Below are 15317 nucleotides of genomic sequence, written 5' to 3'. Positions count from 1 at the left end.
CGGTCGGTCGGCGGTGCGTGGCGCTCCGCGGGATGTGCCGCGATGTGCCGTCTTTTTTCTGCGGCGCCGTCGTGGCTGGTCGCGCCCCGCGGCGGAGCCGCATATTGACACAGCCCCGCGCCCTTTTCGGGGCGCGGTCGAACCGCAGCGGCTTCACCGACAGCGCTTAGATCATTGTGTACGGCCGCACCCAGCACAATGGTCCTATGAGGATCTCGGCACGGGCGGATTACGCGGTACGGGCGGTTCTTGAACTCGCGGTCCGCGGGAACGACGGACCGGTGAAGGCGGAGGCCGTCGCCGCCGCGCAGGACATTCCGCACAAGTTCCTGGAGGGGATCCTCGGCGACCTGCGGCGCGGCGGCATCGTCGACAGCCGGCGCGGGGGAGGCGGCGGCTACCGGCTGGCCCGCGAGGCCGCGAAGATCACCGTCGCGGACGTGATCCGGGCCGTCGACGGCCCGATCGTGTCCGTGCGCGGGGAGCGGCCCACGGGCCTGGAGTACACGGGGTCCGCGCAGCCGCTGCTGCCGCTGTGGATCGCGCTGCGGGCCAATGTGCGCCGCATCCTCGAGGGCGTCACCATCGCCGACATCGCGGCGGACGCCCTGCCGGAGCCGGTACGGGCACTGGCGGCGGAGCCGACGGCCTGGGAGAACCCGTAGCGGTTACCGGGCTGCCAGGCAGCGGGACGTCTGCCGGACGGGGGCGACGATGCGGGAGAGGTCGATCAGGGCCGCGTCGGTCTGGCCCGGGCTGTCGAAGACGACCTGGGTGGCCGGGTTGCGGCCGTAGGTGACGACGACCTTTCGGCCGTGGGTGGACTGCGCCTCGTCGTAGACCCAGTCCACGCCGTCGACCGCGAAACAGGGGTTGCCGGTGAGCCCGGGCGGTGTCACTCCGCAGCGCAGGATGATGTCCTGGTCCCCCCAGACGGCGACCCCGGGCAGGCTGCCGTCCCGGCGGGAGAAGCCGCCGAGGGAGGCGGGGGCGCTGTCGGCGATGCGGTGGCAGTGCGGTGCGCCGGAGGCCTTGGCGGGGGTGATGCCGGCGTCGGCGTCGGTGGCCACGAGGACATGGGCGGTGAGCGCGGCGCCGGCGGCCAGGCCGCACACTCCCAGGGTCACGGCGAGTCGGGTCCGGCGTATCGGCGGCATGGCAGAACGTTAGACACCGCCGTCGGGCCGGAGAGCACCGCCCCCGCCCCGGTCGCCGAGGGCGTGGGGAGGACAATGATCGTGTGGCGCACGGCTGTTGGGCGGTGTGCTGTCGAAAAGGGGGAGTGACGTGACTGTCACCTGGCGTGGCGCGGTTTCCTACGCGCTCACCGTCGTCGTGGTGTCCTGGCTGATCGGTGCGGCCGTCGACCTGGCCTGGTCGGCTGCTTCCGGAGACTTCGGGATGTGGGCCTCGTTCTGGGTGAAGGAGCCGTGGCAGGCGGTCTTCCTGGGTGCCGCCACCGTGTCCCTGACCCTGGCCCGGCGTCTGATGGATCCCCTGCCGCGCTGGCGCGTGATGCTGGTCGACGGGAGCGTCTACCTGGTCGCGTTGCTGGTCTGCTGGGGCGTTGCGTCCTGGGTCGCCGGCGACGGGGCGCCGGTGGACGCGGCCTTCTTCATGGCGACCCTCGCGCTGTTCTCGCTCCAGCTGCCCGCCGCATGGCTGCTGTGCGTATGGCGGTCGGGGAGCCTGGAGGTCGTGCTCGCCAAGGCGGGGACGGACGGGTTGCACGGGGGGCTGGCCGCCCGATGACGAAGACGCGGCAGAAGACCCGACGCATGTTCATGGCGACGGCGGTGGCGGCCTGTGCCGTCCTCGCCGGCTGCTCCTCCACGGCGCCGATCAGCGACACCAGCCCGGGGGATCCGCTGATCAGGACCTGGAAGGAAGGACAGCGACCCGCTGTTCCGGACCTTTCCGGGCCCTCTCTGGAGGGCGGAAAGGTCAGCCTGTCCGACTACCGGGGCAAGCTCGTCCTGATCAACGCATGGGCCTCCTACTGCGGCCCCTGCCGGTTGGAGGCACCCGAGCTGAAGAAGATCCAGAAGAAGTACGGCGCCCGTGGGCTGCGCATACTGGGTCTCGACAACGACGGCGACCGGGCCGCGGGCCTCGCCTTCCAGAAGCGGTACCGGCTGGAATACCGGTCGCTGCACGACCCCTCCGGAAAGCAGCTGCTGAGGCTGCCGCGGGGCGTGCTCACCACCCAGGGGATTCCGTTCACGATCGTCGTCGACCGGTCCGGGAAGGTGGCGGCGATACGGATGGGCGGGGTGACGGAAGCGAGGCTGACGAAGATCATCGAGCCGCTGCTGTGAGCCTGTGAAATCCACACCTGTGAATGGCTTGAGTTGGCCCTGACGGGTTCGTAGGCGCCTCCCTACGATTCGATCGCCTCGCGCCTTCACAGGATCCCCACGGTTTCTTCAAAGGGTCCCGGGTCGGTCGGGGTGTGCCACCCCCCACTCACAGAATCCGGAGAGACCATGCCTGGTGGACTCCTTCTGGGCGGCGCGGTAGCCGCTCTGCTCACCACCGCGATACCCGCGCACAACCCGTCGGGCGGGTTCGACGACCCGCCCCCGGACAAGATCATCATCAAGGTTGCCACGGTGAACGGCTCGGGCTGCCCGCAGGGCACCACCGCGGTCGCCGTGTCCCCGGACAACACGGCCTTCACGGTCACCTACAGCGCCTACCTCGCCCAGGCGGGCGGCAGTTCCGACCCCACGGCGTTCCGCAGGAACTGCCAGCTCAACCTGATCGTCCACGTCCCGCAGGGCTTCACCTACGCCATCGCCAGCGCCGACTACCGGGGCTTCGCCTCGCTGCAGTCCGGCGCGAGCGGCACCCAGAGAGCCTCGTACTACTTCCAGGGCTCCCCGAACACGGCGCAGAAGACCCACCCCTTCAGCGGCCCCTACAACGACAACTGGCAGGCCACGGACTCCACCGACTGGGCCCAACTGGTCTGGGCCCCCTGTGGAGTTGAACGCAACTTCAACATCAACACGGAGCTGCGGGTGGCCGCCGGCTCCACGTCCGCCGACAAGGTCAGCTTCATGACGATGGACTCGACGGACGGGGACATCAGCACGGTGTACCACCTGGCGTGGAAGGAGTGTCCGAGCTCCTGACGTGTGTGAACAGGGGTGGCCCGCGGTGCGGGCCACCCCTGTGTGGGGGGACGGGGGGCGGTCAGGACTGGTCGACGCCGAGCGTCAGCGTGCCGGTGTAGCCGGACGAGGTCGAGCTGCCCAGGGCGGTGAGGGTGAGGAGGCCGGATGCGGCGCCTCCGCCGTCGTAGATCGAGTCCTGGGAGAGCGTGGTGCGGGTGACCGTGTTGGTCGAGTACGGCGAGATGGCGGCGACCTTGGTGGTGATCGACTCGGCGAAGAAGAGCTGGCCGGTGTGGAGCTCCGTGCCGCCGGTGAACGAGCCGTCGGAGGTCAGCGTGACGCCCGTGTGCACCTTGACGTGGATGTGGATGCAGCGGCCGCGGTACCAACCCGGGTAGATCGTGGTGATGTTGGCGACCCCGGACGAGTTCGTCAGGACGCCGCCGCGCAGGAAGGTGCCGTCGTCCGTCTCGTTGTGGCCGTTGTTGCCGACGTAGCCGGAGTACTCGCCGAGGGCGTCGCAGTGCCAGATCTCCACCAGCGCCTTGGGGATGACGGCGCAGGCGGAGTTCACGACGGTGAGGGCGAGCTTGAGGGGGATGCCCGGCTTGCTCTCCGTGATGTCGGAGCGGACGAGCGCTGCGTCCAGGTAGTAGGGACCTTCGGTCATCTCCTTGGTGAGGGTGCAGACCGCTGCCGCGGCTACGGGAGCGGTGTCGGCCGTGTTCACGGTGGTGGGGGCTTCGTGCGCGGCGGCGGCAACGGCAAGCGTCGCGGCCGTGGCGCCCGTGGCGATGAGTACGGTTCTGCGCCCGATGGCGGGCTCGGTCGGCCCGGCGGGTTCTGAGGTGTCTGTCATGGACGCGGCAGCGTAGAAAGGGCTGCTGTTGGTGAGCTGTCAGTTCGGCAAAGTGACGATCCGTCAAGTTCCTTGCCGGTCACCCCATGATTTCTGAGGATGGCAAGCGGCGCGGGACCGCGCAGCATGGGAAACATGGCGGTACGCATTCACTTCACCGACGACGACCTCGCCCAGATCCGGCTCGCGCAGGCTCCCGATCCGATGTGGGAAGCGCTGCTCAGCATGCACATGCTGCAGACGGACACCGCGTCGTTGGTCTTCGGCAGTTGGCGGCGCACTGTACGCAGCCAACTGCCGGTCCCAGCCGGTGAGTTGCTCCGGCTCGCGCCACCCGTCGGCTACTCGGCGGACTTCCTCACCCCGGCCGCCGGCACGGGTGGCCTGGACGCCGGTGTCGGCGCCCTGCTGTCCACGCCACGGCAGCGGCTCGGGCACGATCTGGCCGAACTCGCTCGCGACGGACACCGGTTGCCCTCCTGGGCCCGGCTCCTCGCCGACGGCGACAAGGGCGCCGTCACGCACCTCGGACGCCTGCACCGGCACTACTTCGCGACCGCGCTGGCCCCCTGGTGGAACAGCGTCCGCACCCGCTTCGCCGCCGAACGCGCCGCGCACACCCGCTACTTGGCCGACGGTGGCCTCGGCGGACTGCTCAACTCCCTGCACCCCGGACTCACCTGGCACCGGCCGATCCTGGAGCTCGCCGGCCTGGGCATCGACCGCGACGTCCACCTCGACGGCCGCGGACTCCTGGTACTTCCCTCGTACTTCTGCTGGCGCAGGCCCACGCTGCTCAAGGATCCGACGCTGCCGTGCGTCGTCGTGTACCCGATGGCGCACGAGGCCGCGTTGAGCCCCGCACCCGGCCTGCGTTCCCTGAACGCCCTCCTCGGCCGCACCCGCGCCGAGATCCTCGAATCCGTCGCCGACCGTGGCGTGACGACGACCGAACTCGCCCACGACACGGGCATTGCCCTGGCCACCGCCAGCCACCACATCGGCATCCTGCGCAAGGCGGGCCTGGTCAGCACGTGCAGGGCGGGCAGGGTGTTGCTTCACACGGTCACGCCGTTGGGGCTGGCCCTTCTGGGCGGGCGGTGAGGTGCGTAAGGAAGGCTTCCCAGGTGGTGGAGGGGAGGGTGAGGTGGGGGCCCTGCTTGCTCTTGGAGTCGCGGCCTGAGGTCCGTTGAAGAGCCGTGTACGAACCATCCGTCAGGGAAACCTCATTGAGGGGAAGTTCACGCGCGGCTGTCGCCGCGGCGGCTGGGGGGAGCGCACGGTGGCTCGTGCTGTCGGGATCGACCTTGGTACGACGCATTCTGTGGTCAGTGTTCTAGAAGGCGGCGAACCGACCGTCATCACCAACGCGGAGGGCGACAGGAGTACGCCGTCCGTCGTCGCCTTCACGAAGAACCATGACGTGCTGGTCGGCGAGGCGGCCAAGCGGCAGGCGGTGACCAATACGGACCGCACCATCTCCTCGGTCAAGCGCCACATGGGTACCGGCTGGAAGATCGGCATCGACGGCACGGACTTCACGCCGCAGCAGATCAGCGCGTTCATCCTGCAGAAGCTGAAGCGGGACGCCGAGTCGTACCTGGGGGAGCGGGTCACCGATGCGGTGATCACCGTTCCTGCTTATTTCAACGACTCCGAGCGGCAGGCCACCAAGGAAGCCGGCGAGATCGCAGGGCTGAACGTGCTGCGCATCATCAGCGAGCCGACCGCCGCCGCTCTCGCCTACGGCGTGGACAAGGACGACGAGACAGCCATGGTCATCCACTTCGGCGGCGGCACCTTCGATGTGTCACTCGTGGGAATCGGCGACGACGTGGTCGAGGTGAAGGCCACCAGCGGCGACAGCCGACTCGGCGGTGACGACTGGGACCAGCGCATCGTCGACCACCTGGTCAAGCGGTTCGCCGAGGGCCACGGCGTCGATCTGTCCAAGGACAGGCTGGCGTTGCGGCGCCTGCGCGAGGCCGTGGAGAGGGCGAAGGCCGAGCTCTCCTCGACCACCGAGACCACGATCGCCCTGCCCTACATCACGACCTCCGCCGAGGGGCCGCTGCACCTGGACGAGAGGCTCACCCGGGACGAGTTCCAGCAGCTCACCGCCGATCTGCTGGAGCGCTGCAAGACGCCGTTCCACAACGTCATCAAGGATTCCGGCATCAGGCTCTCGGAGATCGACCACGTCGTCCTCGTCGGCGGCTCGACACGCATGCCCGCCCTCATCCACCTGGTCGACGAACTGACCGAAGGCAAGGAGCGCAAACGCATCCGTTCGGACGACCCGGTCGCCGTTGGCGCCGCCTTGCAGGCGGGCATCCTCAAGGGCGAGGTCAGGGACCTCCTGCTGCTCGACGTCGCTCCGCTGTCCCTCGGCGTCGAGTCCAAGGGCGGCATCATGACCAAGTTCATCGAGCGCAACACCACGATCCCGACCAAGCGCTCCGAGATCTTCACCACGACACGGGACAACCAGGCGGCACTGGAGATCCAGGTCTACCAGGGCGAGCGCGAGATCGCGGCGTTCAACAACAAGCTCGCCACGCTCGAGCTGACCGGTCTGCCTCCGGCGAAGGCGGGCGAGCCGCAGATCGAGGTCGCCTTCGACATCGACGGCAACGGCATCCTGCACGTCTCCGCCAAGGATCTCGGCACCGGCAAGGAGCAACGCGTGCGGGTCTCCGGCGGCTCCGCGCTGCCGAAAGCCGACCTCGAGCGCATGGTGCGTGAGGCCGAGCGCTACGCGGAGTGGGAGCGGGAGTGCCGCGAGGCCGCCGAGATCCGCGACCGGGCCGCTCAACTCGTCTACGCCACCGAGAAGTTCATCAATGACCACGAGGACACCGTGCCGGGCGACATCAGGGCCGAGGCCGAGGCCGCGGTCCGCGAGCTCAAGCTGGCCCTGGCGATCGGGGACAGCGCGGCCGTCCGGGAGGCCACCGAAAAGGCCGCCACCACCGCGCAGAATCTCCACCGTTGAGGCGCCACTGAGGCTGCGCGGACCATTGACGCGCAAGGGGTTCGATTCTACGGTCCCGTCCGAAGCTCTGATCGGCGATCGGTATTTCGAACCGAACCCCCCATCCAAGGAGCGTCAGCGTGAGCCGCACCTCCCGCACCTCCCGCACTCTGCGCAGGAGAACCGCTCTTCTCGCCGTCCCCGCCGCCGTCCTGCTCGCCCTGGTCCCGGGCACGGCGTCGGCGTACCCCAACCCCGGGACGGTCACGGGCGACGTCGTCGTCCACGACCCGACGATGATCCGCACCTCCGCCGGCCGCTACCTGCTGTACTCCACGGGTGGCGGCCTGGCCTACAAGACCTCCACCGACCGGATCGCGTTCACGGCGGGCGGCGACGCCTTCTCCACCAAGCCGGGCTGGTGGTCGTCGTACGCCACGGAGGCCTGGGCACCGGACATCTCGTATCACGGTGGCAAGTACCTGATGTACTACGCCGTTTCGACCTTCGGCTCCAACAAGTCCGCGATCGGACTGGCCGGTTCGTCGACCGGTCTGCCCGGCTCCTGGTCGGACTACGGCGTCGTCTACACCTCCACCACCTCCAGCGACTACAACGCCATCGACCCGAACCTGTTCGTGGACAACGACGGCAAGTGGTGGCTGTCGTTCGGGAGTTGGTGGACGGGGATCAAGATGATCCAGATCGACCCGAGCAGCGGGAAGCAGCTCGCCTCCAACACCACCCGCTACTCCATCGCCTCCCGCCCGACCGGGACCAAGGCGATCGAGGCGCCGTACATCGTGAAGCGGAACGGCTACTACTACCTCTTCGCCTCGTACGACGTCTGCTGCCAGGGCACCAGCTCGACGTACAAGGTGAAGGTGGGGCGTGCCGGCAGCGTCACCGGGCCGTACTACGACAAGAGCGGCGTCGCGATGACGAGCAATGGCGGGACGCCGGTGCTGGAGTCCCACGGCAGCATCATCGGGCCTGGCGGCCAGTCCATCATGAACGACTCCGACGATGACGTGATCGTTTACCACTATTACGACGGCAACGACAACGGCACGCCTAAGTTGGGCATCAACCTGCTGAGCTGGAGTACGGGGTGGCCTGTGGCCCACTGAGCGGGGGCGCTCGGTGCGTTGGCGGCTGCGGGTGCGTCGTGGCCGATCGCGCAGTTCCCCGCGCCCCTATCAGGGGCGCGGGGAACTGCGCGACAAGCCACAACGAGCCCGCACCCGGCCACTCACCGCACCCCTATGACGATTAGCCTGCTTGCCCCATCCCGGCAGCGTTCGGCCAACTCTGGGCATTCGGCCACCCCGTCGCCGGGGCCGGGGTGAGACCCGGGGCCGGCCCGGTGGTACCCCGCACCTGCGCGGCCGTGAGGCCCCCGCGGGCCGGGACGCCGGGCGGTGTCGGACCGGGCACAGGCGCCGGTGCAGGCGTCGACATCGGAGCCGGTGCGGGCTGCATCGGCGCCTGGGCCGCTGCGGGCATCGGCTGCGGAAACTCCTGAGGCGCCGCCGGCACGGGCATGGGCTGCGGAACCGGAACCTGCTGAGGCGCCGCAGGTACCGGCATAGGCATGGGCATGCCGGTGCCGGCGGCCGGGGCGGCTGCGAGTCCCGGATAGCCGCCGGCACCGACGGCCTGAGCGGCAAGGCCCTGCATGCCCGCCCCGTTGGTCGCGCCGACCAGTCGGTCCACGGCCGCCGTACCCGAGCTGTAGCTGGTCCCGGTGCCCAGCTCGGGTACGGCGGCTCCCCTCCTGGTCCCGTAGAGCACCTGTTCCAGGCCGGACACCAGGCGACGCACATCCACCTGGGGGCGCACCACGAGTCGCAGGAAGCGGCTGGACGAACCGATCTTGTTGCCGCATTCGCGGACCAGGATCCGGTGCTCGGTGAGCATCCGGTCCCGGACCACGGTGCCTTCGGCGCCCACGGGGAGGCGTACGAAGAGGAAATTGCCCTGGGAGGGGTAGACGGTGAGGCCGGGGAGGGCGGAGAGCTGGCTGGCCATGTCCAGGCGGTCGCGGCGTACCTGGTGGAGGCTCTGCGCGTACTCGGCGCCGTGCTCCTTGAGCATGAACACGACGTACTCGGCGAAGGCGTTGAGGTTCCACTTCGGGAGCATGGAGCGGACGCGGCCCGCGAGTGCCGGGTTGGCGACCAGGTAGCCGAAACGTATGCCGTGCAGACCGAAGTTCTTGCCGAGGCTGCGCAGCACGATGACGTTCGGGCGGATCATCGCCTCCTGGACGACGGACGGTTCGGCCTCGGCGTCCGCGAATTCCAGGAACGACTCGTCGATGACGATCAGGTCCAGGTCGGCCATCGCGTCCATGAACTGCACGAGGGCCTGCCGGTGCAGAAAGCCGCCGTCGGGGTTGTTCGGGTTGCAGATGACGGCGACCCGGGTGCCGCGGGCCCGGATGAACTCGGCGTACTTGGCGAGGTCCAGGGCGAAGCCGCTGGACTCCTGCAGCGGGAACATGTCGACCCGCTTGCCGGTCTCCATCGGCTGGTCGGTCCAGCGGCCGAAGGTGGGGACGGGGATGGCGAGGGACTCGCGGACCATCAAGTGGTCGATCCAGGTGATCAGTTCGGTCGAGCCGTTGCCCATCGCCACGCACTGCGGCGGAAGCTGGAGCAGGTTGCACAGCTCGGCCGTGATCGTGTCGGCGCTGCTCGGGTAGTACGTGACGATGTCGCGCAGACGGGCCGACATGTCGTCGAACATCGCCGGGGTGGGGAAGTACGGATTGCAGGGGATGCAGAAGTCCACGGGGCCGGTCCCGTCGCCGCCCTCACGCGTCAACGCCGCCATCGACGGGCTGTGTGCCGCGTTGCTGCGGAACAGCGAGGTGACGTTGTCGGCCATGGAACCTCCGTATGAGGCGGGCCCGGCAGGGACGACCGGGCCCGTCGTGTTCAGGTGGCCCGTGCGGGGGAGCACGGGCCACCCATTCATACGGAGACAGCGGTGGCGCTGTTCAACCAATGTGAAACTAGCGTGAGTTCGGGAACCGGAAGGCGTTGCTCATCGTCCCCGTTCCGGTGCCCGGCGTCACACACCGGACGAGTGCACCGTCACGCGCTGAAGGTGTGCACTGTCCTCGTCTTGTACGTCTGCCCGGGCCGCAGCGTCGTCGACGGGAAGTTCGCGTGGTTCGGCGAGTCCGGGAAGTGCTGCGTCTCCAGGCACAGGGCGTCACCCTGGCGGTAGGTGCGGCCGCCGGTGCCGGTGAGGGTGCCGTCGAGGAAGTTGCCGGAGTAGAACTGCAGGCCCGGCTGGTCGGTGGCGATCTTCAGGGTGCGGCCGGAGCGCGGGTCGCGCAGCGTGGCGACGTGCTCGGGCTTGGAGGTGATGCCCTTGTCCAGGACCCAGTTGTGGTCGTAGCCCTTGGCCTGCACCTGCTGGACGTGGCCGTCGCGGATGTCGCGGCCGATCGGCTTGGTCTTGCGGAAGTCGAAGGGGGTGCCGGAGACCTTCGCCAGTTCGCCCGTGGGGATCAGGCCCGTGTCGGTGGGCGTGTAGCGGCCGGCGGCGATCGTGAGCTCGTGGTCCTCGATCGTGCCGCTGCCCTCGCCGGCCAGGTTCCAGTACACGTGGCTGGTGAGGTTGACGACCGTGGCCTTGTCGGTGGTGGCCTCGTAGTCGATGACCCAGTCGCCGTGCTTGGTGAGCGTGTACGTCACCTTCGTCTTGAGGGTGCCGGGATAGCCCATCTCGCCGTCGATGCTGGTGTAGTGCAGCACCAGGCCGACGTCGGAGCCCTTGGCGAACGGCTCGACGTCCCAGATGTGCTTGTCGAAGCCCTGCTTGCCGCCGTGCAGGCTGTTGACGCCGTCGTTCACGGACAGCTGGTAGCTCTTGCCGTCCAGGGTGAACTGGCCCTTGGCTATGCGGTTGCCGTAGCGGCCGATCAGGGCGCCGAAGTACGGGGTCTTGGCGACGTAGTCTTCGATGTTGTCGAAGCCCAGGGAGACGTTGGTGTAGCGGCCGTGCCGGTCGGGGATCTCCAGACCCTGGACGACACCGCCCCAGTTCAGGACCTTCAGCCGGGTGCCGCCGTTCTCCAGCGACCAGCGGTAGACCTTCGTGCCGTCGGCGAGCTTGCCGAAGAGCTCCTTCACGGGCTTCTTGCCTCCCGAGGCGGACGGGGCGGCCTGCGCGCTGCCCGTGCCGAGCGTGGTCGCGGCGATGCCCGCTGCCGCGGCGCCCGCGATGACTGTGCGTCTGTTCAGTTCCATGTTGTGCGGCTCCCATAAAGGGTGGGGCCCCGCCTTTCGGACGGGGCCCAGCTGGACTTACGAACCTGACTTGCGCTTGTTCCACACGTCGAAGCCGACCGCGGCCAACAGGGCCAGGCCCTTGATGACCTGCTGCCAGTCGGTGCCGACGCTGAGGAGGTTCATGCCGTTGTTCAGCACGCCGAGGACGAGACCACCGATGATCGCACCGAGGACGGTACCCACACCGCCGCTCATGGAAGCGCCACCGATGAACGACGAGGCGATCGCCTCGAGTTCGAAGTTGAGGCCCGCCTTCGGAGAGGCCGCGTTCAGACGGGCGGCTACCACCAGACCCGCCAGGGCCGCGAGCACGCCCATGTTCAGGAAGACAAGGAAGGTGACCTTCTTGTCCTTGACGCCGGACAGCTTCGCCGCCGGCAGGTTGCCGCCGATCGCGTAGATGTGACGGCCGAAGACCGCGTTGCGCATGACGTAGCCGTAGCCGACCACCAGCACACCGAGGACGATCAGGATGATCGGCGCGCCCTGGTAGCTGGCGAGCAGCATCGTGACGGCGAGGACCGCCGCGGCGATGGCGACCAGCTTCAGCAGGAAGGCGTTGCGCGGCAGCACGGCCAGCGAGAACTCCTGCTCGCGCTTGCGGTCGCGGATCTCCTGGTAGATCACGAAGGCCAGCAGCACGAAGCCGAGCAGCAGCGTGAGGTTGTGGTAGTTGGTGTGCGGGCCGACCTCCGGCAGGAAGCCGTTGCCGAGCTTCTGCAGACCGTTCGGGAACGGGCCGAGGGTCTGGCCCTGCAGGAAGATCTCCGTCAGACCGCGGAACAGCAGCATGCCGGCCAGGGTCACGATGAACGAGGGTATGCCGAGATACGCGATCAGGAAGCCCTGGACCGAGCCTGCCAGCGCGCCCACCAGCAGGCACAGCACCAGCGCGACGGGCCACGCCACACCGTGCTGCACCGTCAGCACGGCCGCGAACGCGCCCACGAACGCCGTCAGCGAACCCACCGACAGATCGATGTGGCCGGCGATGATCACCAGCATCATGCCGATCGCCAGGATCAGGATGTAGCTGTTCTGCAGCACCAGGTTGGAGACGTTGCGCGGCAGCAGCAGGTCGCCGCCGGTCCACACCTGGAACAGGACCACGATCAGGCCGAGCGCGATCAGCATGCCGTACTGCCGCATGTTGCGGCGCAGGCCGCCGAGTATCAGCTGCAGCAGGTTGCCGTCGGCGGCCGGGCCTCCGCTCTTGCCGGGCGGCGCCGAGGCCGGGACCTTGTCCGTCACATCCGTGCTCATCGGGTTACCTCTTTGTCCTTCGTCATCTGGCGCATCAGCACTTCCTGCGTGGCCTCGGCCCGCGGGACCTCGCCCGTGAGCCGCCCGGCGGCCATGGTGTAGATGCGGTCGCACATACCGAGCAGCTCCGGCAGCTCGGAGGAGATGAAGACGACCGCCTTGCCCTCTGCGGCCAGCTGGTCGATGACCGTGTAGATCTCGTACTTGGCGCCCACGTCGATGCCGCGCGTGGGCTCGTCCAGGATCAGCACCTCGGGACCCGCGAAGATCCACTTGCTGAGGACGACCTTCTGCTGGTTGCCGCCGGACAGCTTGCCCACCGGCTCGAAGACGGTCGGCGCCTTGATGTTCATGGACTTGCGGAAGCGCTCGGCGACCTTGCGCTCCTCGTGCTCGTCGACCACACCACGGCTCGCGACCTTGTGCAGCGCCGTCAGCGAGATATTGCGGTTGATGGTGTCGATGAGGTTGAGGCCGTAGTGCTTGCGGTCCTCGGTGACGTAGGCGATGCCGTGGTCGACCGCCTCCGAGACGGTCTTGGTGCGGATCTCCTTGCCGTCCTTGAAGACCGTGCCGCCCGCGTGCCGGCCGTAGGTGCGCCCGAACACGCTCATCGCGAGCTCGGTGCGACCCGCGCCCATCAGGCCCGCGATACCGACGATCTCCCCGCGCCGCACATGGATCGACACATCGTCGACGACCTTGCGCTGCTGGTCGATCGGGTGGTGCACCGTCCAGTTGCGGATCTCCAGCGCGGGCGCCGCGTCCGACTCGCCCTCGTACGCAGTGCGTTCGGGGAAGCGGTGGTCGAGGTCGCGGCCGACCATGCCGGAGATGATGCGGTCCTCGGTGGTCTCCGCCGACTTCACGTCCAGGGTCTCGATGGACCTGCCGTCGCGGATGATCGTCACCGAGTCGGCGACCCGCCGGATCTCGTTCAGCTTGTGGGAGATGATGATCGAGGTGATGCCCTGCTTCTTCAACTCCAGGATGAGATCGAGGAGTTTGCCGCTGTCCTCGTCGTTCAGCGCCGCGGTCGGCTCGTCGAGGATGAGCAGCTTCACCTTCTTCGACAGCGCCTTGGCGATCTCCACCAACTGCTGCTTGCCCACGCCGATGTCGGCGATCCGGGTCTCCGGGTGGTCGGTCAGACCGACCCGGCGCAGCAGCTCCGTGGCGTGCTTCAGCGTCTCGTTCCAGTTGATGAACCCGCCCGAGGCGTGTTCGTTGCCGAGGAAGATGTTCTCCGCGATCGACAGGAACGGCACCAGCGCCAGCTCCTGATGGATGATCACGATGCCGTGCTGCTCGCTCGCCCGGATGTCCTTGAACTCGACGGTCTCACCCTCGAAGAGGATGTCGCCCTCGTACGTGCCGTGCGGATGGACGCCGGAGAGCACCTTCATCAAGGTGGACTTCCCGGCGCCGTTCTCACCGCAGATGGCATGGACCTCGCCCTGACGGACGGTCAGCGTGACGTCCGACAGCGCTTTGACCCCGGGAAAGGTCTTGACGATCGAGCGCATTTCCAGGACGGGTCCCGCCATGGTGTGCCCTTTCAATCCGTAGGAATGGCCGGCCTGTTCACCGACTGCACCGACAGGGGGGACTACTTCAGCTGGTCCGCCGTGTAGTAGCCGGTGTCGACCAGTTCCTTCGTGTAGTTGGTCTTGTCGACGCTCACCGGCTGCAGCAGGTAGGCGGGAACGGTCTTGACGCCGTTGCCGTACGACTTGGTGTCGTTGATCTCGGGCTTCTTGCCGTTGAGGACGTCGTCGACCATGGTCGAGGCGACCTTGGCGAGCTTGCGGATGTCCTTGTAGACGGTCTGCGTCTGCTGGCCCGCGATGATCGACTTCACCGAGGCGAGCTCGGCGTCCTGGCCGGTGATGACGGGCAGCGGCTTGCTGGCGGAGCCGTAACCGTCCGACTTCAGGGCGGCGATGATGCCGATGGAGATGCCGTCGTACGGCGACAGGACCGCGTCGACCTTGGCGCTGCCGTACGTGGAGGTGAGGATGTCCTCCATGCGCTTCTGCGCGGTGGCACCGTCCCAGCGCAGCGTGGTGACCTGGGTGAGCTTGGTCTGGCCGGACTTGACGACGAGCTGCTTCTTGTCGATGTACGGCTGGAGCACGCTCATCGCGCCGTTGAAGAAGTACTTGGTGTTGTTGTCGTCGTTGGAGCCGGCGAACAGCTCGATGTTGAACGGGCCCTTCTTGCCGCTGTCCAGGCCGAGCTTGTGCACGATGTACGTGCCCTGGAGCTTGCCGACCTTCTCGTTGTCGAACGAGGCGTAGTAGTCGACGTTCTTCGTGCCGAGGATCAGGCGGTCGTAGGAGATCACCGGGATCTTGGCGTCCGCGGCCTGCTGCAGCACGTTGTTCAGCGACTTGTTGTCGATGGCCGCGATGATCAGGCCCTTGACGCCCTGCGTGATCAGGTTCTCGATCTGCGAGACCTGCTGGTCGGGGTCGTCCTCGCCGTAGACCAGCTTGGTCTTGTAGCCCTTGGCCTCAAGGTCCTTGACGACGTTCTTGCCGTCGGCGATCCAGCGCTCGGAGGACTTGGTGGGCATCGCGATACCGATGGTGCCGCCCTTGGCGCTGCCCGCCTTCTCCTTGCTGCCGCCCTCACCGCTCTGACCGCAGGCGGACAGCGTGAGAGCGAGCGAGGCGGCTCCGGCTATGAGGGTGAGGGCGCTTCTACGAGTGCGCATAGTGATCGTCCCTGTTCTTCTCTTCGTTGAGATGTTTTGGCGAGGTCGGTTGAAGCGCCCCTGCAAGGGGCGCGGG

The 15317-nt window shown here is 67.8% G+C and carries 14 protein-coding genes and 1 pseudogene; 7 read left to right on the top strand and 8 right to left on the bottom strand.

What is annotated here, in order from left to right:
- Window positions 1-206: 206 nt before the first annotated feature.
- The gene (locus ACFY10_RS03995; RefSeq protein WP_390663455.1) at window positions 207-665 is read left to right on the top strand and encodes an RrF2 family transcriptional regulator; all 459 of its coding nucleotides are present in this window, start codon (window positions 207-209) and stop codon (window positions 663-665) included.
- Window positions 666-668: 3 nt separating this feature from the next.
- Here the strand turns inward: ACFY10_RS03995 and ACFY10_RS03990 are convergent, their stop codons facing one another.
- A complete protein-coding gene (locus ACFY10_RS03990; protein ID WP_390663454.1) occupies window positions 669-1157 on the bottom strand; it encodes a DUF3515 family protein in 489 nt (162 codons plus the stop codon).
- 130 nt (window positions 1158-1287) lie between these two features.
- Between ACFY10_RS03990 and ACFY10_RS03985 the strand changes: the two genes are divergently transcribed.
- From ACFY10_RS03985 to ACFY10_RS03975, 3 genes are all read left to right on the top strand, one after another.
- On the top strand, window positions 1288-1752 hold the full coding sequence (locus ACFY10_RS03985) for a hypothetical protein (RefSeq protein ID WP_390663453.1): 465 nt from the start codon (window positions 1288-1290) through the stop codon (window positions 1750-1752).
- Entirely contained in the window at window positions 1749-2318 is a 570-nt protein-coding gene (locus ACFY10_RS03980; RefSeq protein ID WP_390663452.1) for a redoxin domain-containing protein, read from the top strand. Before ACFY10_RS03985 ends, ACFY10_RS03980 begins: the two co-directional genes overlap by 4 nt.
- Before the next feature lie 168 nt (window positions 2319-2486).
- A complete protein-coding gene (locus ACFY10_RS03975; protein ID WP_390663451.1) occupies window positions 2487-3137 on the top strand; it encodes a DUF4360 domain-containing protein in 651 nt (216 codons plus the stop codon).
- Window positions 3138-3198: 61 nt separating this feature from the next.
- Here ACFY10_RS03975 and ACFY10_RS03970 read toward each other — a convergent pair whose 3' ends face one another.
- The gene (locus ACFY10_RS03970; RefSeq protein WP_390663450.1) at window positions 3199-3978 is read right to left on the bottom strand and encodes an intradiol ring-cleavage dioxygenase; all 780 of its coding nucleotides are present in this window, start codon (window positions 3976-3978) and stop codon (window positions 3199-3201) included.
- A gap of 135 nt (window positions 3979-4113) precedes the next feature.
- On the opposite strand from ACFY10_RS03970, the gene ACFY10_RS03965 reads away from it, so the two are divergent.
- Window positions 4114-5082 (top strand): winged helix-turn-helix domain-containing protein, encoded by a 969-nt coding sequence (locus tag ACFY10_RS03965; protein WP_390663449.1) that lies wholly within the window; start codon window positions 4114-4116, stop codon window positions 5080-5082.
- Here ACFY10_RS03965 and ACFY10_RS03960 read toward each other — a convergent pair.
- Entirely contained in the window at window positions 5045-5299 is a 255-nt protein-coding gene (locus ACFY10_RS03960) for a DUF397 domain-containing protein (RefSeq protein WP_390663448.1), read from the bottom strand. The genes ACFY10_RS03965 and ACFY10_RS03960 overlap by 38 nt on opposite strands.
- Here ACFY10_RS03960 and dnaK point away from each other — a divergent pair.
- Window positions 5261-6964 (top strand): annotated as a pseudogene (dnaK, locus tag ACFY10_RS03955) (molecular chaperone DnaK); the annotation flags it as partial. The gene ACFY10_RS03960 and the pseudogene dnaK sit on opposite strands and share 39 nt — an antisense overlap.
- Window positions 6965-7092: 128 nt before the next feature.
- Window positions 7093-8082, top strand: coding sequence for an arabinan endo-1,5-alpha-L-arabinosidase (locus ACFY10_RS03950; protein ID WP_390663447.1), 990 nt, complete (start codon window positions 7093-7095; stop codon window positions 8080-8082).
- Between the two features lie 142 nt (window positions 8083-8224).
- Here ACFY10_RS03950 and ACFY10_RS03945 read toward each other — a convergent pair whose 3' ends face one another.
- From ACFY10_RS03945 to chvE, 5 genes are all read right to left on the bottom strand, one after another.
- Window positions 8225-9844, bottom strand: a complete 1620-nt coding sequence (locus ACFY10_RS03945; RefSeq protein ID WP_390663446.1) for a pyridoxal phosphate-dependent aminotransferase — start codon at window positions 9842-9844, stop codon at window positions 8225-8227.
- A 209-nt stretch (window positions 9845-10053) separates the two neighbouring features.
- On the bottom strand, window positions 10054-11217 hold the full coding sequence (locus ACFY10_RS03940) for an aldose epimerase family protein (RefSeq protein ID WP_390663445.1): 1164 nt from the start codon (window positions 11215-11217) through the stop codon (window positions 10054-10056).
- Window positions 11218-11274: 57 nt separating this feature from the next.
- Window positions 11275-12522 carry a multiple monosaccharide ABC transporter permease gene (gene mmsB, locus ACFY10_RS03935; RefSeq protein ID WP_390663444.1) on the bottom strand — a complete coding sequence of 416 codons (1248 nt, stop codon included), beginning with the start codon at window positions 12520-12522 and terminating at the stop codon, window positions 11275-11277.
- Entirely contained in the window at window positions 12519-14069 is a 1551-nt protein-coding gene (gene mmsA, locus ACFY10_RS03930; protein ID WP_390663443.1) for a multiple monosaccharide ABC transporter ATP-binding protein, read from the bottom strand. The genes mmsB and mmsA overlap by 4 nt, the downstream gene beginning before the upstream one ends.
- Window positions 14070-14131: 62 nt before the next feature.
- On the bottom strand, window positions 14132-15241 hold the full coding sequence (gene chvE / locus ACFY10_RS03925; protein ID WP_390663442.1) for a multiple monosaccharide ABC transporter substrate-binding protein: 1110 nt from the start codon (window positions 15239-15241) through the stop codon (window positions 14132-14134).
- Window positions 15242-15317: the final 76 nt, after the last annotated feature.

Source organism: Streptomyces sp. NPDC001401, from assembly GCF_042895385.1.
Taxonomy (GTDB): Bacteria; Actinomycetota; Actinomycetes; order Streptomycetales; family Streptomycetaceae; genus Streptomyces.
Note: the sequence above shows the minus strand (reverse complement) of the source record. Positions and strands in the feature narration are given on the sequence as shown.

Coding starts and splice junctions, on each gene's coding strand:
- ACFY10_RS03990 (WP_390663454.1), bottom strand. CDS start 1,157: ATGCCGCCGATACGCCGGACCCGACTCGCCGTGACCCTGGGAGTGTGC.
- ACFY10_RS03975 (WP_390663451.1), top strand. CDS start 2,487: ATGCCTGGTGGACTCCTTCTGGGCGGCGCGGTAGCCGCTCTGCTCACC.
- ACFY10_RS03970 (WP_390663450.1), bottom strand. CDS start 3,978: ATGACAGACACCTCAGAACCCGCCGGGCCGACCGAGCCCGCCATCGGG.
- ACFY10_RS03995 (WP_390663455.1), top strand. CDS start 207: ATGAGGATCTCGGCACGGGCGGATTACGCGGTACGGGCGGTTCTTGAA.
- ACFY10_RS03965 (WP_390663449.1), top strand. CDS start 4,114: ATGGCGGTACGCATTCACTTCACCGACGACGACCTCGCCCAGATCCGG.
- ACFY10_RS03980 (WP_390663452.1), top strand. CDS start 1,749: ATGACGAAGACGCGGCAGAAGACCCGACGCATGTTCATGGCGACGGCG.
- mmsB (WP_390663444.1), bottom strand. CDS start 12,522: ATGAGCACGGATGTGACGGACAAGGTCCCGGCCTCGGCGCCGCCCGGC.
- ACFY10_RS03940 (WP_390663445.1), bottom strand. CDS start 11,217: ATGGAACTGAACAGACGCACAGTCATCGCGGGCGCCGCGGCAGCGGGC.
- ACFY10_RS03945 (WP_390663446.1), bottom strand. CDS start 9,844: ATGGCCGACAACGTCACCTCGCTGTTCCGCAGCAACGCGGCACACAGC.
- ACFY10_RS03960 (WP_390663448.1), bottom strand. CDS start 5,299: ATGCGTCGTACCAAGGTCGATCCCGACAGCACGAGCCACCGTGCGCTC.
- mmsA (WP_390663443.1), bottom strand. CDS start 14,069: ATGGCGGGACCCGTCCTGGAAATGCGCTCGATCGTCAAGACCTTTCCC.
- chvE (WP_390663442.1), bottom strand. CDS start 15,241: ATGCGCACTCGTAGAAGCGCCCTCACCCTCATAGCCGGAGCCGCCTCG.